Genomic DNA, 24,154 nt, shown 5'->3' with positions numbered 1-24,154 from the left:
TCCTCCTTGCTAGCGCTTTTGTTGTAGTTGCTCTTGGTAACGTATTTCACGTAAAGCCTTAACAAATTCTTGCACTTCATGCAACCAAACCATTTGTTTCATCCCTTTTGGCACGGTTAGTTTGATATGCATTTGTTCTTTTTCAACACCTAATGTCGCTTTTAATTTCGTAGCTGATAATGCTTCAAACAGTTGTTCAACAGTATAAGCTTTCGTCCCTGCTTTACTCAAAATAAATTGAATAATTGGGCCATGTTTACGAATCGTATCTATTAATGCCCGTTCACCATTCATCTTAATTTCACCGACCATTAATAAGTGAGCAACTTCGTCTGGGTATTCGCCAAAGCGATCGATTAAATCATCTTGTAATTCATCTAAACTATCCATACTTTCCAGTTCGCGAATGCGTTTGTAGATTTCAATTTTCTGACGTTCATCATCAATATATTCCGTTGGTAGGTAGGCATCAATTCCCAAATCAATTTCCACGGATGTTTTTTCCGTTTGTGTATTTTTGCCCTGCTTACGATCAACTGCTTCTGACAACATTTGTGCATACATGTCAAATCCAACAGAATCGATAAAGCCGTGTTGTTGCGCGCCTAATAAATTACCGGCACCACGAATTGATAAGTCCCGCATTGCAATTTTAAATCCAGAACCTAATTCGGTAAAGTCTTTGATTGCTTGCAGGCGTTTCTCACTGACTTCATTTAAGATTTTTTGTTGCTCATACATGAAATACGCATAGGCAACCCGATTACTTCGACCCACACGCCCACGCAATTGATACAACGTAGATAAGCCCATATAATCGGCATTTTCTACAAATAAAGTATTCGCGTTGGGAATATCGACGCCTGTTTCAATAATGGTTGTTGTAACTAAGACGTCAAATTGACCTTCGATAAAATCAAACAAAGTATTTTCCAACTGCACTTCTGTCATTTGCCCATGCGCATACCCAATCCGCGCATCTGGTACTAACGCTTGAAGTTCTTCAACTTTTTGTTCAATCGTATCTACACGATTATATAAGTAGAAAACTTGTCCGCCACGTGCCATTTCGCGCAAAATTGCTTCACGAATCGCTCCTGGATTGGTTTCCATCACATACGTTTGAATAGGGTAGCGATTTTCCGGTGGCGTTTCAATTACGGATAAATCACGAACGCCCAGCATCGACATGTGCAAGGTTCTTGGAATTGGTGTAGCTGTTAAAGTTAAAACATCGACTTGCGAACGAAGCTGTTTCAAACGTTCTTTATGTTTAACACCAAAGCGTTGTTCTTCATCAATTACCAACAAGCCTAAATCAGCAAATTCAATATCTTGAGATAAAATTCGATGCGTTCCTACGACAATATCTATTTTACCTTCTTTAATTTCTTTAATCGTTTCATTTTGTTGTTTCTTGGTACGAAAACGACTTAACAAACCCACATTCACAGGAAATCCTTCGAAACGATCAACCATCGTTTCGTAATGTTGTTGAGCTAAGATAGTTGTCGGCACTAAAAAGGCGACTTGTTTGCTTTCTTTGATGGCTTTAAATGCCGCCCGCAATGCCACTTCAGTTTTCCCAAAACCAACATCTCCTACTAACAAACGATCCATCGGTTTTTCTTTTTCCATATCTCGTTTAATTTCAGAGGTGCTACGTAATTGGTCGTCCGTTTCGCTGTATGGAAAAGCATCTTCAAATTCACGCTGATAGGCATCATCTGGCGCAAAAGCATACCCTTCTTCAGCTTCACGCTTGGCATAAAGTTGAATTAAATCATCTGCAATATCCTCAATTTTTTTCGAAACTTTCCGCTTAGTTTTTGCCCACTCGGTTCCACCTAATTTGTTAATTTTGGGTGATTTCGATTCAGAAGCGACATATTTTTGAATTAAATTTAGCTGAGTAACTGGGATAAATAATTTATCGTCATTTTGATAAACAATCGTCATATAATCTTGGTGAACGCCATCTACTTCTAAAGTCTGCATACCAATGTATTTACCAATCCCATGATTGGCATGTACGACATAATCGCCGGTTTTCAATTCATTGTAACTTTTTAAGCGTTCTGCATTGGTAACTGTTTGACGACGTGTACGTTTTTTGGTCACTTTTTGGAACAGCTCTTGTTCAGTAACTACGACAACGTGATCTTGCGGTAGTTCAAATCCGCTTTGCAACGTTCCTTCAACGATTTGAGAACGCCCTGTGAATAATCTATCCGGTGTTGTTTCGACTGCATAAATTTCATGGTCTCGAAAATCTTGCTCTAATTTTTTGGCACGTTCATGACTGCCAACTAAAAAGATAACCGTTTGTTGTTGTTTTTCCCAACGATCAATTTCAACCTTTAATAAACCCATTTGTCCAAAAAATTGTTGCATTGGACGATATTGAATATTGTGAATGGCTTGGAAACGTAAATTCCCCATGCCTTTTTGAAAGAGTGAAAAATACGTGGTGGTAAACGTTAAACGTTGGAATAATTGATGGAGATTGACGCCAAATGTTTGTTCAGAAAACACACGCAGTTCAGAAATTTTTTGCGTGTGCCATTCGCTTTCTTCACGTTCAATTTCACGATTGGTTTCCATGATACGACCATAATCATCAACTAATAATAAAGCATCTTTCGCAAAATAATCTAAAATGGTTTGTTTTTCTTGATATAAAAGATCCGTATAGAAATTGGCAGTGTCTCCTGGAATTCCATCTTTCCATGAAGCTATCAATTGACCAAAATAATCCGATAAAAATTGCTTATCGGTTGGCTCATTGGTCACTGCTAAGCGTTTGGTTAATAATTCTTGGAGCTTTTCACTACCCTTTACTAAGTTTTCTTTTGAAAAAACTAATTCTGTTGTCGGCAAAATCAAGACTTCATCCAAATTAGTCACAGAACGTTGGGTTTCCACATCGAAATAGCGCATCGAATCGATTTCGACATCGAATAGTTCTATACGCACAGGATATTCCGTATGTAGAGGATAAATATCAATAATACTTCCTCGAATGCTAAATTCACCCGGTTTACCAATCATCGTTTGGCGTTCATACCCCATTAACACTAATTGTTGTGGCAATTGCTCTACATCGATTTCATCGCCTACCTGCCATGAAAATTGGACTTCTTGCCAAGTCTTTAATGTAGGTAAAAATTTACGAATAGCTGCCACAGGTAATACGTATACACCTGGTTGGTTTGCAGCAATCGCATGTAAGGTTAATACCCGTTCAGCTTTGGCTTCTGGTGAAGCAAAGGCCATTTCTGCAGAAAGAACTTCATCTACTGGAAAAATATAAACATCGTCGATTACTTGACGTAAGTCTTCTACTAATTGGTTGGCATAATACAAATTCGCCGTCACAACAACGGTTGGACGACGGAATTTTTGATAGGTACTCGCAATCGCTAACGTTTTAGCAGAACCTGCTAATCCCGTCATTAATTGGCGCTGCATCTTCTCTTCAATGCCTTGATGCCACTCTTTAATAAAAGGAGTTTTTTCTATTAAATTAATTAAATCCATGCTTTCCCTCCTAATTAAAACGATTCATCGTAGCAATAAAATCATTTTTTTCGATAAAGTCGATAGTCGCTTCTACAGCTTTATCAATACTACCTTCAATTAATGGTTGATGCTCTTTTGAAAAACCACTCAAGACATGATTCACTACAGTCATGCCTGATTGCGGACGATCAACCCCAATTTTGATGCGATCAAATTCTTGTGTATTGAGATGCGAGATAATACTCTTCATCCCATTATGTCCCCCTGCGCTCCCTTTTTGACGAAGGCGAATTTTCCCTAAGGCTAAATCTAAATCGTCATAAATGACAACCAGTTCTTCTGGATAAACACCAAAATACGTCATTAATGGTCCCACTGCTCGTCCGGATTCATTCATAAATGTTTGTGGTTTAACTAATAAAACTTTTTCTCCGTTCACAAAAAAATCAGCAACTTCTGCTTCAAAAGGATTTTTTTTGAATGTAGTATTAAAGTGTTGCGCTAAACGATCCACTGCCATAAAGCCAACATTATGTTTTGTATGTTCATATTTTCTACCGGGATTTCCCAGTCCGACAATCATTTTCATCTATCTATCTCCATTTGTTCCATTTTTTTCAACCTCACGCAAAATGCTGGACAATTGTTCATTGTCCAGTTTCTCTGCGTATTTTTCTAAATTATAACATAATCCGTCCTAATAGCCCAAAATTCAATGCTTTAATAAGGATTTCTTTAACTATTTTACCTATTAAAGATAAATACAGATTTGTGAAGTAAGCATTTACAACTAGCACAGTTAAAAAAACTGTTATATTGTTTCATAAATCACATGACAAATCCTCGTGAAGATGGTAACATAGTAAATGTAAAGGAAATATTAAAACAAAAATTGGAAGGATTGATACACCAATGACTGCACAAACATTAAAGAAAGATCATCAAAAAGTTATTCTTGTTGGAGATGGCGCAGTAGGTTCTAGCTACGCATTTGCCTTAGTAACTCAAAACATTGCCCAAGAAATCGGCATTATTGATATCAACGTAGCAAAAACTGAAGGAGATGCTTTGGATTTGTCTCATGCCTTAGCTTTCACTTCACCTAAAAAAATCTATGCAGCCACTTATGCAGATGCACATGATGCTGATATTGTGGTTATCACTGCTGGTGCTCCTCAAAAACCGGGAGAAACACGTTTAGATTTAGTTCACAAAAACCTAAAAATCAATCGTGAAGTAGTGACACAGATTGTTGCGTCAGGTTTTAATGGGATTTTCTTAATCGCAGCCAATCCGGTCGATATCTTAACTTATTCAACTTGGAAGTTTTCAGGTTTCCCTAAAGAACGCGTAATTGGTTCAGGAACATCTCTAGATTCTGCACGTTTCCGTCAAGCATTAGCACAATTATTAGATGTTGATGCTCGTAATGTTCATGCTTATATCTTAGGAGAACATGGCGATTCAGAATTCCCTGTATGGTCTCACGCCAACGTTGCTGGGTTGCAAATTTACGAATGGGTTAAAAATCATCCAGAAGTTGATGAAGAAGCAATGGTTAACTTATTCTTTAGCGTGCGTGATGCTGCTTACACCATCATTGAGAGAAAAGGCGCAACTTTTTATGGAATTGCTGTTGCTTTAGCACGTATCACTAAAGCGATTTTAGGCGATGAAAATGCGGTATTACCTTTATCTGTTTATATGAATGGTGAATATGGATTATCTGACATCTATATTGGTGCACCTGCCATTATTAATGCACAAGGTATCCAACAAGTCATTGAAATTCCATTAAATGACGGCGAAAAAGATCGTATGGCCGCTTCAGCAAAACAATTGAAAGATATTCTAGATGCGGCTTTTGCCAAACTAGATGCTGAAGATGCTAAAAACAACTAATTTGTAACGAAGCGAGAAAATAGCAGAAGGGAACATGTCCATACTTTACGGTCATGTTCCCCTCTTTTTTAAATATTTATTAGAATTCATCCACTTTTTAAGCATTATTCTCGTTTTCAATTGTAAATATGCTATGATATTACTAACTTATTGTGTTGTATTGTAGCTCAATTTTAAATTTATGAGGAGTTGAATATCTTTATGTCTCTTTCTGGAAAACGTTCAATGACGTCTACGACTCAAAAAGTCATCATTGGCGTGTTGGTGGGTATTTTAGTTATTGTCGCAGGTTATTCTTATCGTAGTACATATTATGTTGATCGTTTTTTACCAAAAACATATGTTGAAGATATCAATGTAAGTGAGTTAACTGTAGAAGAAGCAAATAAAAAGTTGCATGATCGTTATGCAGCACAAGAATTTACTTTAAAAGAAAATGACCAAGAATGGAAAACCATTAATAAACATGAATTTGGTTTAAATACAGACTTTACTTCTGATTTAGAAAAAATGCAAAATGACCAAAGTCAATGGTTATGGGGTACAGCTTCCCTCGGCTCAAAACAAAATCTTTCTCTAAACGAAGCAGCTTTTGATGAAGATATTTTAGCTGACAAAACTGAAGAATTAAAAAAAGAACTTGATGAACTAAATAAAGATCGTCAAGTAACTGAAGATGCAAAATTAACTAAGGGCGAAGATGGTTTTGAAATTACTCCTGAAGTGACTGGTACCAAATTTGATGTTCAACAAACGATTGAAGATTTCAAAACAGAATTATTAACGGGTAAAGACGAATTAAATCTAGACACTTATAAAACAACACCGAAGATTACATCTGATAATGCAGAACTAAATAAAGAAGCAGATGCCTTAAATAAAATTGCGCATGTAAATGCTTCTTATACAATTAATGGAAACACGTTTGAAATTCCTAAAGATAAAATCATGGACTGGTTATCTTACAAAGATGGCAAAGCAGACATTAATCGCGACAAAGTCCGTGAATATGTTGCCTCTTTAGGGGAGAAATATAATACAAGTACCAATGATTCTAAATTTAATAGTACCAAACGTGGTGAAGTGACGGTTCCTGCTGGGACATTGAGTTGGACAATCGCACCAGATGATGAAACTGATGCCTTGATTGCTGATTTATCAAATGGTGAAGATTTTACTCGCACACCAATTGCTCAAGGAAGCGCCGATGCGGGAGCACCACTATTTAGTGATACTTACGTTGAAGTTGATTTACAAAATCAACACATGTGGTACTACAAAGAAGGCAAAGTGGTACTAGAAACCGATATTGTTTCTGGAAAACCTAAAACACCTACCCCTCCAGGAGTCTTTTATATCTGGAATAAAGAACGTAACGCTACCTTACGTGGAACAAATGATGACGGTTCAAAATATGCAGAACCTGTTGATTATTGGATGCCAATTGATTGGACAGGTGTTGGTATTCATGATTCTAACTGGCAACCTGCTTATGGTGGCGAATTATGGAAAACAGTTGGTTCTCATGGTTGCGTGAATACACCACCTGGAGTCATGGCAGAATTATTCGATATGGTTGAAGTTGGAACACCAGTTATTGTCCTATAAACAGAAAAGCTGAACGGCAATCGTTCAGCTTTTTTTTATTCTTCGATAGATGTATAAACTTCTGATACATCGTCATCATCTTCTAGTTTTTCGATTAATTGGTCAAATTGTGCTTTTTGTGCATCTGACAATACTGTAGTAGTTTGTGGCAACATCGTTAATTCAGCTTGTGCTAAGGTAAAGCTTTGTTCTAATTCATCACGAACTGTCGTAAAATCTTCAGGCGCTGTGTAAATTTCAAATACTTCCGGGGAGGTAATTAAATCTTCACCGCCGACTTCCAACACTTTCTCCAGCATTTCATCTTCATCCAAAGCTAAATTTTCTCTTTCAATCGCCAGATACCCTTTGCGGTCAAACATATAACTTACCGAGCCAGTTTCTCCTAGATTCCCCCCATTGCGACTAAAGGCAACGCGGACATTGGTTCCTGTTCGGTTGCGATTATCCGTTAGCGTTTCTACTAGAATCGCCACCCCACCTGGTCCATAACCTTCATAAACAACTTCATCATAGTTTGCGCCATCAGTTGAGCTGGTAGCTTTTTTGATGGCACGTTCCACATTATCATTGGGCATATTGGCTGCTTTGGCTTTGTCTAAAGCTAAACGCAATGCCGGATTTGAAGCACTGTCTGCCCCACCATTTTTTGCCGCAATATAAATTTCTCTTGATAGTTTTTGGAAAATTTTGCCTCGTTTTGCATCTTGAGCATTTTTTCTTCCTTGAATATTTTTCCATTTACTATGTCCCGCCAATTCTATCCTCTCCTTTTAGAAAATTCGTTGTTGCCGAAAGCCAATGAATATCCAACATAACAGAACTGCTGTTAACGCGCCAACTGAATCTAACATCACATCTTGAAATAACGGTGTGCGTCCATTGGTCATCATTTGGTGAAATTCGTCCATTCCTGCATAACCCGTTGCTGCCATCCAACCAAAGAAAGCCGACAAACCTAATGAGTTTAATTTAGGAAACAATCCCAAGAAAAAGCTACCACCTAAAACAAAATACGTCCCAAAATGCGCAAATTTCCGCACAAAAAATTCAATAAAAGCAAAATAACCTTTTGCTTGGATACTAACTTCGCTATCTGCATAGATAAAAGAAATTTTACTTAGCCACTCTTTGAACGGTTCATTTTTTAACAACACGGTAAGTAAACCAATTTGAGACTGCTCCTCATAGGATTGCGAAGAGCTATAAAAGAGAACTGCCATCACAACAAAACCGATAATTAAATAGGTATTTCCATTTTTCATACCTTTTTTCACTGTTTCATCACCTCAATATCTCATCTTAGCATTTTCTGTTTAGCAAAGAAACAGTTATGTTATACTGTATACGGAAAACAGAAGGGAGTTTTTTTCATGACTTATGCAATCAACTGGGATTTAGAAACTATTTTTCCAGGAGGAAGCGATTCAGAAAAATTAACACAACGTATGGCACAATTATCAGATGAAATTCATGCGTATCACCAAGCAGTAACGGCTTGGTCACCAACTGAAGATGCAACAGATGCCTTGGTGAAATTGTTACAATTAGCTGAAACCATTAGCAATGGCTTTGGGCAATGTTCGAGTTTCATCAATGCCCTACTTTCAAGTAATGTCAACGATAGTAAAGCAAAAATATTATCTGGCGACTTATACAGTAAATTACCAGAATATCAATTAGCACGTACTATTTTCTCTAAAAAATTAACAGAAATTGACGATAATACATGGACCACACAAATGGAAACGGAACAATTACAACCAGTTGCTTTCCGTCTAACAGAGATTCGTCGTGACGGGAACGAACTATTATCTGAAGCTGAAGAAAACATTATTAATACATTGAAATTGGATGGGTTAAATGCTTGGAGCGAACATTACGATACAATTGTCGCTAGTATCACGATTCCATTTACGCAAGAAGATGGAACAAAAATTCACTTATCAGCAGGACAAGCCTTTAATAAAATGATGGGTGATCCTGATGCCAACATTCGTCAAGAATTATTTGAGAAATGGGAGCAAGCTTGGAATGAAAAAGCTGATTTATTTGCAGATACTCTTAATCACTTAGACGGCTTCCGCTTGTCCACTCAAAAATTGCATGGAATTGATAACTACTTAAAAGAACCATTAGAATATAATCGTTTAGAACAAGCAACGCTAGATACCATGTGGGCAACGATTCAAAAAAATAAACAACCTATCGTTGACTTTTTAACACGTAAGGCGCAATTATTTGGGAAAGAAAAAATGGATTGGCAAGACCAAGATGCGCCTATTATTTTAGGCGAGATGCAAGAACGTACCTATTCGTTTGATGCTGCAGCGACATTTATCGTGGAAAATTTTGAGAAATTCAGTCCAAAAATGTCCAAATTTGCGCAAATGGCATTTGATAACGCATGGATTGAAGCGGAAGATCGTCCAGGCAAACGCCCTGGCGGTTATTGCACTAGCTTACCTGAAACACAAGAATCACGTATTTTCATGACTTATAGTAATTCTGTCAATGAAGTAGCGACGTTAGCACACGAATTAGGACATGCGTTTCACAGTAGTGTGATGTGGGACTTGCCTAGCTTAAATCAAGACTATGCGATGAACGTTGCCGAAACCGCTAGCACCTTTGCCGAATTAATTGTTGCTGATGCGACATTAAAAGAAGCAACGACCAAAGAAGAAAAAATCAATTTGCTGGATGCTAAAATGCAAAATGCAATTGCAATGTTCATGAATATCCATACCCGTTACATTTTTGAAAATAATTTCTACCAAGCGCGTCAAAAAGGGCTAGTTTCTGCTGAACAGATCACTGAAATGATGTTAGCTGCTCAAAAAGAAAGTTATTTAGATAGCTTAGGTACGTATCATCCCCATTTTTGGGCTGCAAAATTACATTTCTTTATTGATGATGTACCATTTTACAACTTCCCGTATACATTTGGTTATCTATTCAGCATGGGTATTTATGCTTATGCCAATCAAAAAGGTTCAAATTTTGAAGATGAATATATTGCCTTGTTACGCGACACAGCGTCTATGACAACCGAAGAATTAGCACAAAAACATCTACAAGTTGATTTAACAAAACCTGATTTCTGGCAAGCAGGTATCGATATGGTCTTAAAAGATATCAATGAATTTATGACGTTAACAGAAGAATATATTTAGACAAAAAAATAAACTATCCGGATCATCGAGAAAACGGCTGCGCTTTCGCACCTTTTTCTATCATCTGGATAGTTTTTTATCTACTTTTTTTAATTTAAAATAGCAATGCCAATGCATAAATAGCCTGCAAAGATACACCATAAGAGATACGGAACAAATAAATAACTTGCGAAAGGCTGAATCCGATAAAAAACTTTGATGCACGCTACAATTAAGAGAATCAGCGCAACAATCACGACACTCGCAAGCCAATAGTGACCGCCACCAAAGAAAATAATACTCCATGAGAAATTTAAAACTTGTTGAATAATAAATAACACAATTGCTGTTTGTTTTCCTTTATTAACTTTTGACGTAATTAATAGAAACAAGGCTGTCCCAATCATCGCATAAAGAATCGTCCACATAATTCCAAAGACACCGCCTGCTGGAGACAAGGGTGGCTTTTGCAACTCTTGGTAGACCGTTTGAATATCCCCCGCAAAAAAACTAGAAATAAAACCCGTTAACTCAATTCCAATCACACTCAGTAACCAAATAAGCCATTTCATCCAAATGACCTCCTCTTTTCTAGAGTAACACAAGCAAAATAAGAAACCTATCGATAACTATTAGTAGAAATATTGGATACACATCAACAACACCATTATGAGAATTCCTGGTAAAAAATTCGACACTCGAATGTAGCTGATTTTCAAAATATTCATTCCAATCCCCAAAATCATAATACCACCAATGGCACTAATTTCACCCATTAATTCGGTCATCAGTTCAGGAGGAATCAAGCGGACTAATACGCTTGCCGCTAAAACAATAGCCCCTTGATATAAAAGAATAGGAATCGAAGAAAATAACACACCAACACCTAAAGAGGCTGTCAACATAATGGATAAAAAGCCATCCATGACTGCTTTTGTGTACAGTGTTGCATGATTTCCAGAAACACCACTTTCAATCGAACCGACAATCCCCATGGAACCAATCACAAAAATAAGCGATGCCGTCACAAAGCCTTCAGCAAAATTACTATTAGAACGCGCAAATTTCTTTTCTAAAAATAGACCCAAGCGATTCATACCCTTTTCAATTCCAAAAAATTCACCAATCATTGCACCGATACACAAACTAATAATGACCATTGTAAAAGATTTGGTTTGAATAGCCATTTGGATTCCCAACGCAACGACCCCTAAACCAATTCCTTTTGTAACCGTATCTTTCATTTCTTCACTAATATTTCGCAACACCGCACCCAAGCAACCACCTAAAATAATTGCTGCACTATTGACGAGCACCCCATTTAACATCGATCTTCTCCTTTACATAAAATAAAAAAGGAGTAAAAATACTCCTCTTTTACACTTGTTCATTTAAAGCTTTAATCCCCGGAATTGTCATTAATACTGTCAAACTAACTAAGTAAATTAACGATAAGAATAAAACCACTGCTTGTAAATCATAATTATCCATTAAGAAGCCAATAACAATTGACGAAAAACCACCGACAGCTCGTCCTAAGTTCATAATGAAATTATTTGCTGTTGCTCGAATGGCTGTTGGGTATAATCGACTAATAATTGCGCCATAACCACCATACATTCCATTAATAAAATAACCAACTATAACTGCTGCGGTAATTAACGTCCACTGATTTCTAGCTAATACTAATAAATAAACTGAAAGTGCGGAACAAATTAAAAAGATTACGTATGAACGTCTGGCACCAATTTTATCCATGATTGTTCCAAAGGTTAACATTCCTACTGACATCCCTAAAATAGTACTAACCATCCATAAAGAAGAACCTGAAACCGACAAGCCCAAACGCGTTTGCATAATTGACGGTAACCAGTTCATCAGACCAAAGTAACCCGCAATTTGGACAGTAACCATTGCAGTTAAACCAATCGTTTGCCATGCTGTTTTAGGATTAGCAAACAATGACCATAAACTCGTGTTACGACCGCTTGCTTTTGTTTCTTCAAACGCTTCGGGTTCTTTCAAGTCCCGACGAATAAACAAGACCATAATGACTGGTAACACACCAATTACATAAAGCATTTCCCAACCAAATGTCGGAATAATCAATGAAGCTAAAATAGCAGCTAACATAGCTCCAACTTGTCCACCAATACCAGCCATTGACGTTGCTTTTCCTAAATGTTTCTTAGGGAATGTTTCGGAAATTAATGACATACATGCGCCATATTCTCCACCTGCACCAATTCCAGCAATAAAACGAAACAAATAAACCAAATAAATATTTGATGCAAAATACATTAATAATGATGCCACTGAAAATAAAATAACTGTTTGTGAGAAAACTTTGACACGACCATATTTATCAGCCATCAAGCCAAAAAAGATCCCACCTACTAACATTCCTAAATTGGTGATTGTTGCAATTAAACCTGCTTGTGTACCTGAAATCCCAAAGGTTGAAATGATAGAAGAGAGCGAAAAAGCTAGAAACATGATATCCATGTTTTCTAATGCGATTCCAGCAGAAGTAGACACTAAAACTTTTCGTTGATACTTAGACATTGCAAAACCATCCCCAACTCTATAAAATTAATTAAACCTTCAAAATTCTACATGAATTTTCTGAAACTTTCAAGCATAAAAGAATATTTTCAGTATTATTTTTGAATAAAACTACTCAAAAGGAGAAAAAACATGCTTATTCGCCCATTACAAGAAAAAGACAATGCTGCTATGGCAAAAATTATTCGTGACAATTTAGAATATTATCACTTAGATATTCCCGGAACAGCTTATTTTGATTCTCAACTAGATCAGTTATACGAATTTTATCATTCTCTACCAAATGCTGCTTATTGGGTGCTTGTGGAAAAAGAACAAGTGCTTGGCGGGGTTGGTGTTGCTCCGTTTACAGAAGACGTGGCAGAACTTCAAAAATTATATCTAAGCCCTAGTGCAAAAGGGAAAGGCTATGGACAACAACTGATGTCTCATGCTCTTCATTTTGCAAAAAAATACTATCAAGGGCTATATCTAGAAACATTTTCAACAATGGATAAAGCTCTTCAATTATATGAAAAAAATCAATTTGAAAAGTTATCTGCTCCACTAGGTTCAAGCGGACATGAGACCATGGATTGTTGGTATTTGAAACAATTTTAAAGAAGGAAATTCCTTCTTTTTGCATTACAAGTGACAAAATGTCACTTTTTCGTTACACTCTTTCTAGAAGTGACATTTTGTCACTATAAAACACAAGGAGGAATACCCATGTTTTTAGCAATCAAAGAAATGCGTTACGCTAAATTGCGTTATGGACTAATTATTGGCATGATGCTTTTAATTGCTTATGTCGTCTTTATGCTCTCTGGCTTAGCGCGAGGATTAGCAGAAGAATTTAAAAAAGGAGTGGAAGATTGGCAAGCCCAAGAAATCATTTTATCCGAAGAAGCCAATAAAACACTCACGGCTTCCCAACTGACCATGGATGATTTTGATCAAATTACAGCTAAACAAAAAGCACCAGTTGGTATCTATAATGGTGCCATCAAAGGAGCTGAACAAAATGTTACTGTTTTTGGTACAGCAGAAAAAGCTTTTTTACTCCCTACTCTTATCAAAGGGACAAGATTCAAACAGAACAATGAGATTATCATTCCTGAAAATTTAGCAAAAGATGGCTATCATCTTGGTGATACCATCAAAATTGGTAATTATCCAGAAGCGTTAACCATCGTTGGCATTACTTCAGAAAATTATTACACAGTGACGCCTGTTATCTATACGAATCTTGAAACGTGGACGCAACTCAAATTTGGAGATCAGCCCTTGAATAACCAACCCATTAATGCTGTGGTAACCAAAGAAAAGGCGCAACTTCCGTCTACAAATGAAAAGATGACATCCTTAACAACGCCTGAACTAATTGAAAATATTCCAGGATATTCTGCTCAAAATCTTACCTTGGATGCGATGATTTATTTCTTATTTGTGGTTGCAACCGCAGTGGTGGGAATTTTCATGTACGTAATTACGTTACAAAAAACTGCCATTTTCGGTGTGATGAAAGCTCAAGGGATTCGTAATAGCTTTCTTGCAAATTCCTTAATCGCACAAGCTTTTATCGTAGGGGTAATCGGAGTTGGATTAGCAATTTTCTTGGCATTTGGTACCAGTTTAGTATTACCAGATGCGATGCCTTTTGCCATTATTTGGTCACAGTGGGGCTTATACAGTGGGCTATTGATTAGTGTCGCAATAATTGGCGGGTTATTTTCTATACGAACAGTTACCAAAGTCGATCCCATTACAGCAATAGGAGGATAAAAAATGAAAGATATTTTAGTTATGAAAAATATTGTTAAGAGATTCGGTACCGGACATACTGAGGTGACCGCCCTAAAAGAAATTAATTTTACCGTCAAACAAGGGGAGTTCGTCAGTATTATTGGGCCTTCTGGTTCAGGAAAAAGCACTTTTTTAACAATTTCTGGTGGATTACAGACCGCAACTTCTGGAGACATTTTGATTAATGGACACGCCTTTTCAAATTTAAATGAAAAAAAACGTGCGGATTTACGCTTTAAAGAAATTGGATTTATTTTACAAAGTTCAAATCTCGTTCCTTTTTTAAAAGTTCATGAACAGTTTACTCTAGTAAAAAAAGTCGCTAAGCGAAAAGAAGATAATACACGCTTGGATTCCTTGCTTCGTTCATTGGATATTTATGATTTAAAAGAGAAATACCCACGTGATTTATCCGGTGGAGAACGACAACGAGTTGCCATCGCGCGTGCCTTGTTCAACGAACCAAGTTTGATTTTAGCAGATGAACCTACAGCGAGTTTAGATACTGAACATGCCTATGATGTCGTCAATTTATTGATTAAAGAAGCGCATGAAAAACAAAAAGCGACTATCATGGTCACGCATGATGAACGTATGATTCAACATAGTGACCGCATTTTTCATATGGAGGATGGACAATTAGTAGAACAACCTTTCCAACAGTGACAAAGAAAATCGTTGCGAGTATAATACAAGGAGACTGTATTGAAAAGGAGAAACATCATGCCAAAAGAAACCTTCCAAAATTTGTCTGTTGAAAAAAAGGCGTATATTGAACAAATTCTCTTGGAAAATTTTTATAATCGCCATGTCAGTCAAGTAAAAGTCTCTGAAATTGTTGAAGCCATGCAAATGTCACGAGGGGCTTTTTATAAATATTTTCAAGATTTAGAAGATGCCTATACGTATCTTATTCATAAATGTTCTATAAGTGTTCATAACGCCATTCTCTCGTCGATTCAACAACATGAGCAAGATTTTTTCTTAGGAATTGAACAATTTCTCATTCATTGTAGCGAACTTGATCGTAATAGTGACTATTGGAAAAAATTACAATTATTAACTCAAAATAATGAATTACAAGCAATGAAGCGTACCCAGATGTCGCCAAATTCTCCAATGGTTAAGCAATGGTTAACGCTACTTTCTGCAAATCATTTTGTGATGGATTCATTAGAAGAAGCCCTAAGTTTTTTATATTTCATCATGGCCTTAGTAATGAATTCCTTAACTGATTGTATCGTTAACGGTTGGTCAACCGAAGAACTAGTTATTGATTTTCGCTTTAGAAAAGACTGGTTATTGCAAGGAGTTACCAAATAAAGCAAAACGACTACTGAAATTGGCAGTAGTCGTTTTTTCATTGCTGTACATATCTGCGAAATTGAGAATCCCCATTTTTGATTTCTAATAGACCCTTGGATATATCTAGAAAAACAAATTGTAAGCTACTAATTTTTTTCCCACGAACGAAGACAGGTTCGGCAAAACGAAAAATAAAATAGCGATCTTCCATGGCTTCTGTCGCAAATAAATTCAGTAATTTATTAACTGATGGATGGCTATAATCAGCAGTGTTAATTACCATCTCAATAAATTTTTGAAATGTTTCTTGTGGTATATCAGGATGATAGTTGGTAAGTCGCCATAAATAATCACTAATTTGTAAAACGATCTCTGAAAACGTACCTGTTAATTCAATAATTTGTGGATGAACGAGATAATTAATTACTGAACCAAATTTTCGTTTTGAAACAAAAACGCGTGACCATAACAAACTAACAAAATTATGGCTTAAGAAAAAGTCAAAAGTCAAAGTGGGAATGGGAATTTTAGAAGTATCATAGTGGTAAGCATCTGATAAAAAAACAAAATCATAGTTTTTAAAATCTAGGTTTTCTAATTCATAAAAATAATGATAGTGATAGTGTACATTGTATTGACTGTATTGTTTTAACTTAACCATTAAGGTTTCGTTAGCAATTTTTCCTCCTTCATTAATTACAATAATACGCGTGGGCTCATATTCATTTTTTAAACGACAAGCCAAATTGTACAAGTGCATAACAAAGTCGAAAAATAAACGGTCATAAAAATCCGCTTCTTGCCATTGAGGTAGCTCACAGTAAATAGTACTTGCCAATGCAACAGAAGAGGAAAATTTTTTAATAACATGCTGTGTTGACCTTAAAACTTCTAGTTCTGTAAAATGATATGTTTTACGCAATTGAAATTGGTAAAAAAACTGTAATAAATAATTGGAGAAATCCGGATAAGCTGTCAACTGTAAGCCGTATTGCTGATAAATACGTTGCATAATACGTTGATGCATCGCTGAAACTTCTGGTAAAAGTAATTTGACTGTTTCATCTGTCCATTGACTAACTTCACTATTGTTAAAAAGAAACAAGGCAAATATCTCAATTTCTTGTGGTATGGTTAGCGGTAAAAGCTGTTGAGCAAGAGCGTATGTTGGTAATTGGCGAATCAGTTGGCTTTCTTTTTCAGAAAGGGTGGATTGCAACCCTTCACGTAATGGAAATATCAGTAAATATTTGATTACACGCCGAAAACCACTATCTGTTAATGGATAATTAGTTGCTGCCAAAACACTTCTTGCTTGTGCCATGACCTTTAATACTTCTTCTTTACGTAATCCATATTGCTCCAAACTCATCTCAAAAAACAATGGCGCTTCTGAATAACTATAAATATCTAATAAATCAATCATACATGAACGAATTGCTTGCTCTTGACCTTCGATAATCATGCCATAATAAGGCATCGATTGTAGAGATAGACCATAAAATTTTAAAAAATGACGAACGGCACGCATATCTTTATTTACCGTAGCAACACTCACGTTCATTGCTAGAGCAATATCTTCAATTTTAGTATATTCTCTTGTAGCAAAAAATTCGCGACAAATAAATGCGATTCGAAGGTTTTCACTAAAACGTTTATTCAAAGAAACATTTAAATAGTTTTTGCAATGACGATTGAGCTTTTCAATCCAATTAATTTGCTCCATTGGATAATCTAAAGCATATCCTTTTCCACGCTGATTAATAATTTGAATATCAGGTGATTGCTTAGCGAGGGCATCGTTAATAAAACTAATTTCTGCGTGTAAGGTTCGCAATGATATATTTGATGCTTGCATCAATTCTTCTGCTGAAACAAACTCTTGTGTTAATAAGATATTTAAAAGCTTAATTTCTCTAAATGTGAGTTTTTTCATTGTTACCCCTTTCATTTTTTTAATAAAATAACTGATGAAAGTCGACTTATTGTTCTCAGTCTGCTTCCACCAGTTATTTTAACCTTATTCTTCTTCTAAAAACAACTCTTCTAGAGCAGAAATTTCTTCATCGGAAAGTTCAAGAACGATTTGAGCATATTGCCGAATTGTTCCATAATTTGTAACTATTTTTTCAATTGATGCACAGATAAATTCTTCTTTTGTATCAAAAAGTGAGTATAAATATTGTGCAATTTTTTCATTCCCAGTTTCTTCTAAAAAACGATTATAATAACTGACATTTTTCTTCGCTCGAGCGCGATTCGTTAACATATAATCATAAACTAGAGAAGACGTTGGCACGCCTAAAAGTCCTTCTAAAACCATTAAAGCAAACCCTGTGCGATCTTTCCCACCGCGACAATGTTGCATCGTAGGAATATTTTCTGCTTGTGCAACAGTTTTTAACGTTTGTTTAAAGGCTTCAATACTTGTTGGACTGTCAACAAACGCTAATTGTTGATCAACCATCTGTTGCGCTCCTGTTTCACCGCTGGCAATTGCTTTTAATGCACGCTCTTTCATATCCTCACTTGTATCAAGATTTTGTGCTGATCCAGCAGCCATCGCTACGTGTGCTTGTGGATCAAAATTAAATGCCTGAGCTGCCTCACTAAAGAATGGATTCGGATCCTTATCCACTTCAAATGGACTTCTAAAGTCAATGACTGATTTCAATCCAATACTTCGTAAAAACTCAAATCCATCATCATTCAAATTTTGTAAATGATCTGATCGAAAACCAACACCCCACTTAATACGTTTACCTTCCTCAGTGCGATAGCCACCAATATCTCGAAAGTTATACATTCCTGACATTGGTAAAATTCGATAACCAAATAACAATGGTCGATGGTTTTCAAATTCAATAATAAAATAATTCACACGATCAGTATTATATGCAAATTCAAATGTTTGATTTTTTTGATCAGATTCTAAAATAAATTCTTTATCTTCTGTAAGAGCATTCCTCTCATATGTCCAATAAAGCTGATATTTGCCGATATCTTCTATATCTGTGACAATATTCAATTCATTTTGATTGTCTTCTAAAAAAAATGCTTCAACATAATCAATTCGCATATCTACTCTCCTTTTTTCACTTGACTTATATACGTCAATAACGGTGTGGGTGCATCATAGGCTGCCATTTGATAGTCGATTTTTACGCCTGAATCTACTAATGTTTTTAACGCTTCTTCTTCTTCTGCGGTAAAGCATAAATCATGATCATAACGAATTGTACGATCATTACGCTCACGCATGCCGCCATAATTCACTTCGGTGATATTCACACCACCTTCTTTTAATTTCAATAAATCCGCCGTACTACCTAAAATTAAAAAAGTAGATTTTTTTATTGGGTTTTTTTGATATACCCGAATGAATTTATCAACTCCAAAAACATGTACCATATAGCCTGGTGCCGCCATTTTTAATACTTGTGCTTGTACCGGATTACTTGCGGCACTATCGCTCACACAAATAATTTGTTCTGCTCCCACATGTCGTAACCATGAGCTTGCTACCTGTCCATGAATTAAACGATCATCAATACGTATCCATTGAATCGCCATCTTCTCCCATCCCCTCTTTAGCTTTTGCCGTAATATCTACTAATGAAACCCCATGTACACTTTCAATAATGTTTTTAGCTTGCTCCATATTTTCTGGATTGCTTAAAAACAACTCTAATAACATCGGGATATTCAAACCTGAATAAACTTGAACATCCTCTTTGGTCAATGTTAAATACGTGGCGATATTTGCTGGTGTTCCCCCAAAAATATCGACTAAAACCAACGTACCATTTCCTTTTTTACTTTGTTGATTGTATATATTTGTTAATTCCTCTAAACATTCTTCAGACGTGCGTCCTGCAGTAATTGATACAACAGCAGCATTTTCTTGTGGCACGCCTAAAATCATTTCAGCTGATTTTAATGCCTCTTGGGCAAACAAACCATGACTTGCAACGATTAGATTAATTGCCATGCAAACCTTCCTTTCTACTCCCTACACTAAAATTCCCATTACTGCTAACACTGTACCAATAGCTAAAATAGCGAAGATTAAATAAGTTAAATATTTTCTTGGCATGTAGCTGTGTAATTTAAATAAACTAATCGTGAATATTAATGGTAATAGTTTTGGTAAAATACCGTCTAATAGACTTTGAATACTGATAACCGTTTCATCCATCTTAATTTCAGTACCAACATTAATTTTCACGTATTGAGCAATTAATGCCCCTAAGACGATAACCCCTACCATGGTAGAAATGTTGATAATTTTTTGCATGACTTTTGCTTGTTCACCACTTTGGATAAATTCCATGCCCTTTTCATAACCAGCAATGATTCCGTAGTATTTTACGCCAATATTTAATCCGTTATAGATTAGAAACATTAAGATAGGCCCTAAGATACTCCCCTGCATCGCATAAGCTGCACCAATACTACCCGCAATGGCTTGAATCGTAATCTTAAATACGCTGTCTCCAATACCAGCTAAAGGCCCCATCATACCTGCTTTAATTGCTACAACAGCTTCTTTTTCATCTTCTTTCGTCGTTTCTTCGACCGCAGCAGTTATCCCTAAAATCATACCCGTCGCAGTGATTTGTGATAAAAAGTAAAGTAAATGTCGACGCATCGCTCTTGCACGTGTTTCTTTGTCTGCATCACCATATAAACGTTTCAATACGGGTGTCATTGCATTTAAGAACCCATTTGCCTGTGTATTTACCATCGTTGACGTTAAATTTAATCCCCAAATTTGTAAACGCCAGAAGACTTTATTTAAATCTTTACGAGTCAATTTTTCATAAGCCACACGTTGAGAACCATTATTCAATTGTTTTTCTTCACTCATAAGTCATACCCCTCATCTTCATCGATCGTTACTTTTGCGTTGGGCATAGCTGCCATCTCATTTTGACGATCGATAATTTCCATAATATAAGAATAAACGATTGCAAATGACAAGGAAATCAACGTAATTGGTAAAATACCTAGCTCAAGATAAGCTGATAGCACGAATCCTAATAATAAAAAGGGCCATAAAACACCTTTCATCATTAGTGTCATCAAAATAGATAAACCGACAGCAGGTAGAATTGCTGAAGCAGTACCTAAACCACCTAAGATATTGTCTGGCACGGCTGATAAAATTTTATCTACGATTCCTGCTTGGAAGTAAACAACAAGAAATGTTGGTACTGCTCGTAATAAAAATTGAATGATAAATGCAACAATATTGATTTTCATCATACCATCCAAGTCACCTTCATTGGCCAATCGATCTGCCCAAGGCTCGAAAAATTGTTTTAAGACACGTGACATCACTAGTAATTGTTGGACTAAAATTGCTACAGTTGTCGCTGCGGCTACACCCGCTGCAATTCCTTCTGGCGTAGCACCTGTCCCTGAAGTAATCGAAACGGTCACCCCTAAAATAGTCCCAACAATCATATCCGGTGTTTGATAACCTGCCATATTTCCTAAGCCCATCCACATTAACTCTAATGTTGCCGAAATAATTAAACCTGTTGTGATATCTCCTAAAATAATACCGACTAATGGACCAACTAATAATGGTCGACGCAGCATCTGTGGCGCTACATCATCATATGAACAATATCCCGCCCATGCAGCTATTAAAAGCGCTTGAACTAATGTCATGCTTGTTTCCTCCTTAAATTTGATACACTCAGTATATAAATGAAAGCGCTAAACCTCCATGTGGATTTTGTATTTTTTTATTAGCAATTAATTCTAGGGAAGTTTTTGCACATTAATAAGCAAAAAAATATCGCTAAAAAAAAGACATTCACCAATCAGATACTTGATGAATGTCTTTAAGCTTATTTTTTTGGTTTGAATCCTTTTAAACGCAACGCATTTAGCAAAACAGAAACTGAACTAAAACTCATCGCTGCTCCAGCAATCATTGGGTTTAATAACGGTCCACCAAACAGATGTAAAATTCCCATTGCTACGGGTATTCCCAGTACATTATAAGCAAATGCCCAGAAAAGATTTTCTTTAATATTTTTGATGGTCGCACGACTTAACTCAATAGCCGTCGGAACATCCATCAAATCACTACGCATCAAAACAATGTCCGCCGATTCAATCGCAACATCGGTTCCTGAACCAATCGCAATGCCCACATCGGCTTGTGCTAAAGCCGGTGCGTCATTAATGCCATCGCCAACCATCGCAACATGAAGGCCTTCATTTTGTAGATTTTTTACTTCTTTCGCTTTGTCTTCTGGTAACACTTCACTAAATACGCGGTCAATTCCTACTTGTTTCGCAATCGCTTCGGCAGTTCGTTTGTTATCGCCAGTAATCATCGCTACTTGAAGCCCCATTCGATGTAATTTATCGATGGCAGCCACACTATTTTCTTTAATCGTATCTGCAACGGCTACAATACCAATCAATTGCCCCTCTGCTGCCACAAACATCGGTGTTTTTCCATCATTCGCTAATTGATCAGCTCTAATTAGTGCATCTAATAAATCAATGTTGTTTTCTTTCATTAATTTTTGATTTCCTAGCAGTAAGCTCTGATTTTCGACTTTAACAGCAATCCCATGTCCAGGAATTGCTTGGAAATCGCTAGGAGTTTTTAACGACAATCCACGTGTTTGCGCACTTTCGACGATTGCTTCCCCTAAAGGATGTTCTGAACCTGTCTCTGCCGAAGCTGCTAATACCAAAACTTCTTCTTCTGCACTATGATTATAAGTAATGATATCAGTCACAATTGGTTTGCCTTCTGTAATGGTACCTGTTTTGTCAAAAACAATCGTTTGAATTTTTTGCGTTGCTTCTAATGCATCACCACTTTTGATTAAGACCCCATTTTCAGCACCCTTTCCTGTTCCTACCATAATCGCAGTTGGTGTTGCTAAACCAAGCGCACATGGACAAGCAATCACTAACACAGAAATTGTAATGCTTAATGCAAAGATCCACGATTCTTGTCCAAAGAAAAACCATGCCAATCCAGATAAAATTGCCAAAATAATGACTACTGGTACAAATATTCCTGAGACTTTATCGGCCAATTTGGCAATCGGCGCTTTTGAGCCTTGCGCATCTTCCACTAAACGAATAATTTGAGATAAAGTGGTGTCTTTTCCTACTTTCGTTGCTTTGAAACGAAAAGAACCATTTTTATTGATACTCGCTCCAATGACATTGTCTCCTTCACGTTTTTCAACTGGGATACTTTCCCCAGTTAGCATCGATTCATCGACTGTCGAATTTCCAGAAAGTATCCTCCCGTCGACAGGAATTTTATCACCTGGACGTACTACTACAATGTCGCCTGTTTGTACTTGTTCAATTGGTAGCTCAACTTCTTTGTCTTGACGAATAACACGAGCGGTTTTTGGTGCTAGCCCCATCAATTTTTTTATCGCATCAGATGTTTTACCCTTTGAGACTGCTTCAAAATATTTTCCTAATGTGATTAATGCCAAGATAACCCCTGCTGATTCAAAATATAAATCAGGATGGTTTCCATGATGTACGACAATCTTCCCCATTGCTAAAAGTGTCGTCATAACAATTCCCTGTAAAATAGCGGCTGACGTACCAATCGCAATGAGTGAATCCATGTTGGGATGTCCTTTAATTAATGCTTTAAATCCAACTGTGTAAAAAGAACGACCGATATAGACAATTGGCAAAGTTAAAATTAATTGCAACACCGCAAAAGCTGTTACGTTATGATCTGGATGAATAAAATTCGGCAGTGGTAATCCGACCATTGGCCCCATCGCGATGTATAGCAACGGCACCGCAAAAATTGCTGACCACAAAAAACGAGACCACATCTCTTGAATGTGCGCGGCTTTTTTATCAACTTTCGCTGATTCTTCACCAATAATTGCCTTGTAGCCAGCATCTGCAACGGCATTTGCTATCGTTGCAGTAGTCGCTTCTTCTGGATTAAAACGAACCACCATTTTTTCTGTTGCCAAATTGACGGATGCTTCTTTGACTCCTGCTACTTTTTTTGTTGCCTTTTCAACGGTTTGAACACACGAAGCACAGGTCATCCCTTCAATACTAAACGTTTGCTCAACCGTCGAATCAGCGACTTGATAACCCGCATCAGTGACCGCTTGTGCAATTTGTTCTTCACTGACATCTTCTGCGGTTACGCTAAGTTTTTCTGTTGCTAAATTGACAGTTGCTTCTTGTACCCCTTCAATTTTTTGAACAGCTTTTTCAACAGTTTGCGCACAAGATGCACACGTCATTCCTTCGATACTATAGGTTTCTTTCATTATTCT

The 24,154-nt window shown here is 36.7% G+C and carries 21 protein-coding genes; 7 read left to right on the top strand and 14 right to left on the bottom strand.

Features of this window, described 5'->3' with window-relative positions:
• Nucleotides 1–9: 9 nt before the first annotated feature.
• Both mfd and pth read right to left on the bottom strand, forming a co-directional pair.
• Complete coding sequence (mfd, locus tag AC4BC7_RS12785; protein WP_490503039.1) at nt 10–3,540, bottom strand: transcription-repair coupling factor; 3,531 nt, start codon at nt 3,538–3,540, stop codon at nt 10–12.
• 10 nt (nt 3,541–3,550) lie between these two features.
• Entirely contained in the window at nt 3,551–4,111 is a 561-nt protein-coding gene (gene pth / locus AC4BC7_RS12780; RefSeq protein WP_490503038.1) for an aminoacyl-tRNA hydrolase, read from the bottom strand.
• 323 nt (nt 4,112–4,434) lie between these two features.
• Here pth and AC4BC7_RS12775 point away from each other — a divergent pair, with 323 nt between their 5' ends.
• Together AC4BC7_RS12775 and AC4BC7_RS12770 are read left to right on the top strand one after the other, a co-directional pair.
• Nucleotides 4,435–5,424, top strand: a complete 990-nt coding sequence (locus AC4BC7_RS12775; protein WP_490503037.1) for an L-lactate dehydrogenase — start codon at nt 4,435–4,437, stop codon at nt 5,422–5,424.
• Between the two features lie 201 nt (nt 5,425–5,625).
• The gene (locus AC4BC7_RS12770) at nt 5,626–7,032 is read left to right on the top strand and encodes a L,D-transpeptidase family protein (protein WP_207942026.1); all 1,407 of its coding nucleotides are present in this window, start codon (nt 5,626–5,628) and stop codon (nt 7,030–7,032) included.
• Between the two features lie 35 nt (nt 7,033–7,067).
• On the opposite strand, the gene AC4BC7_RS12765 is transcribed toward AC4BC7_RS12770, so the two are convergent.
• Together AC4BC7_RS12765 and AC4BC7_RS12760 are read right to left on the bottom strand one after the other, a co-directional pair.
• Entirely contained in the window at nt 7,068–7,790 is a 723-nt protein-coding gene (locus AC4BC7_RS12765) for a YebC/PmpR family DNA-binding transcriptional regulator (protein WP_207942025.1), read from the bottom strand.
• Between the two features lie 15 nt (nt 7,791–7,805).
• Nucleotides 7,806–8,309, bottom strand: coding sequence for a VanZ family protein (locus tag AC4BC7_RS12760; protein ID WP_490503036.1), 504 nt, complete (start codon nt 8,307–8,309; stop codon nt 7,806–7,808).
• Nucleotides 8,310–8,405: 96 nt separating this feature from the next.
• On the opposite strand from AC4BC7_RS12760, the gene AC4BC7_RS12755 reads away from it, so the two are divergent.
• A complete protein-coding gene (locus AC4BC7_RS12755) occupies nt 8,406–10,208 on the top strand; it encodes a M3 family oligoendopeptidase (protein WP_490503035.1) in 1,803 nt (600 codons plus the stop codon).
• Nucleotides 10,209–10,297: 89 nt separating this feature from the next.
• Here the strand turns inward: AC4BC7_RS12755 and AC4BC7_RS12750 are convergent, their stop codons facing one another.
• The 3 genes from AC4BC7_RS12750 to AC4BC7_RS12740 are packed head-to-tail and all read right to left on the bottom strand — an operon-like array spanning nt 10,298 to nt 12,752.
• On the bottom strand, nt 10,298–10,759 hold the full coding sequence (locus AC4BC7_RS12750; protein ID WP_490503034.1) for a TspO/MBR family protein: 462 nt from the start codon (nt 10,757–10,759) through the stop codon (nt 10,298–10,300).
• A 60-nt stretch (nt 10,760–10,819) separates the two neighbouring features.
• Complete coding sequence (locus tag AC4BC7_RS12745; protein ID WP_490503033.1) at nt 10,820–11,515, bottom strand: DUF554 domain-containing protein; 696 nt, start codon at nt 11,513–11,515, stop codon at nt 10,820–10,822.
• A gap of 49 nt (nt 11,516–11,564) precedes the next feature.
• Nucleotides 11,565–12,752, bottom strand: a complete 1,188-nt coding sequence (locus AC4BC7_RS12740; protein ID WP_207942020.1) for an MFS transporter — start codon at nt 12,750–12,752, stop codon at nt 11,565–11,567.
• Between the two features lie 132 nt (nt 12,753–12,884).
• Between AC4BC7_RS12740 and AC4BC7_RS12735 the strand changes: the two genes are divergently transcribed.
• From AC4BC7_RS12735 to AC4BC7_RS12720, 4 genes are all read left to right on the top strand, one after another.
• The gene (locus tag AC4BC7_RS12735; protein ID WP_490503032.1) at nt 12,885–13,352 is read left to right on the top strand and encodes a GNAT family N-acetyltransferase; all 468 of its coding nucleotides are present in this window, start codon (nt 12,885–12,887) and stop codon (nt 13,350–13,352) included.
• Nucleotides 13,353–13,460: 108 nt separating this feature from the next.
• Nucleotides 13,461–14,516 carry an ABC transporter permease gene (locus AC4BC7_RS12730; protein WP_207942018.1) on the top strand — a complete coding sequence of 352 codons (1,056 nt, stop codon included), beginning with the start codon at nt 13,461–13,463 and terminating at the stop codon, nt 14,514–14,516.
• 3 nt (nt 14,517–14,519) lie between these two features.
• Nucleotides 14,520–15,203, top strand: coding sequence for an ABC transporter ATP-binding protein (locus AC4BC7_RS12725; RefSeq protein ID WP_490503031.1), 684 nt, complete (start codon nt 14,520–14,522; stop codon nt 15,201–15,203).
• Nucleotides 15,204–15,260: 57 nt separating this feature from the next.
• Nucleotides 15,261–15,860, top strand: a complete 600-nt coding sequence (locus AC4BC7_RS12720; RefSeq protein ID WP_490503030.1) for a TetR/AcrR family transcriptional regulator — start codon at nt 15,261–15,263, stop codon at nt 15,858–15,860.
• 37 nt (nt 15,861–15,897) lie between these two features.
• Here AC4BC7_RS12720 and AC4BC7_RS12715 read toward each other — a convergent pair whose 3' ends face one another.
• From AC4BC7_RS12715 to AC4BC7_RS12685, 7 genes are all read right to left on the bottom strand, one after another.
• Nucleotides 15,898–17,778 carry a BglG family transcription antiterminator gene (locus tag AC4BC7_RS12715; protein WP_490503029.1) on the bottom strand — a complete coding sequence of 627 codons (1,881 nt, stop codon included), beginning with the start codon at nt 17,776–17,778 and terminating at the stop codon, nt 15,898–15,900.
• 84 nt (nt 17,779–17,862) lie between these two features.
• On the bottom strand, nt 17,863–18,921 hold the full coding sequence (locus AC4BC7_RS12710) for a tyrosine-protein phosphatase (RefSeq protein WP_207942014.1): 1,059 nt from the start codon (nt 18,919–18,921) through the stop codon (nt 17,863–17,865).
• A gap of 2 nt (nt 18,922–18,923) precedes the next feature.
• Nucleotides 18,924–19,415 carry a PTS sugar transporter subunit IIB gene (locus AC4BC7_RS12705; protein ID WP_207942013.1) on the bottom strand — a complete coding sequence of 164 codons (492 nt, stop codon included), beginning with the start codon at nt 19,413–19,415 and terminating at the stop codon, nt 18,924–18,926.
• A complete protein-coding gene (locus tag AC4BC7_RS12700) occupies nt 19,390–19,833 on the bottom strand; it encodes a PTS sugar transporter subunit IIA (RefSeq protein WP_207942012.1) in 444 nt (147 codons plus the stop codon). Before AC4BC7_RS12700 ends, AC4BC7_RS12705 begins: the two co-directional genes overlap by 26 nt.
• Before the next feature lie 21 nt (nt 19,834–19,854).
• Nucleotides 19,855–20,712: a PTS system mannose/fructose/sorbose family transporter subunit IID gene (locus tag AC4BC7_RS12695; protein ID WP_207942011.1), complete on the bottom strand. Its 858-nt coding sequence runs from the start codon at nt 20,710–20,712 to the stop codon at nt 19,855–19,857.
• Complete coding sequence (locus AC4BC7_RS12690; protein WP_207942010.1) at nt 20,709–21,521, bottom strand: PTS mannose/fructose/sorbose/N-acetylgalactosamine transporter subunit IIC; 813 nt, start codon at nt 21,519–21,521, stop codon at nt 20,709–20,711. The genes AC4BC7_RS12695 and AC4BC7_RS12690 overlap by 4 nt, the downstream gene beginning before the upstream one ends.
• Before the next feature lie 182 nt (nt 21,522–21,703).
• Nucleotides 21,704–24,151, bottom strand: a complete 2,448-nt coding sequence (locus tag AC4BC7_RS12685) for a heavy metal translocating P-type ATPase (RefSeq protein WP_207942045.1) — start codon at nt 24,149–24,151, stop codon at nt 21,704–21,706.
• Nucleotides 24,152–24,154 lie beyond the last annotated feature (3 nt).

Source organism: Enterococcus sp. AMC1623 (assembly GCF_058216495.1).
The sequence above is the reverse complement of the archived record's forward strand: the minus strand, read 5'-3'. Positions and strand labels throughout refer to the sequence as shown.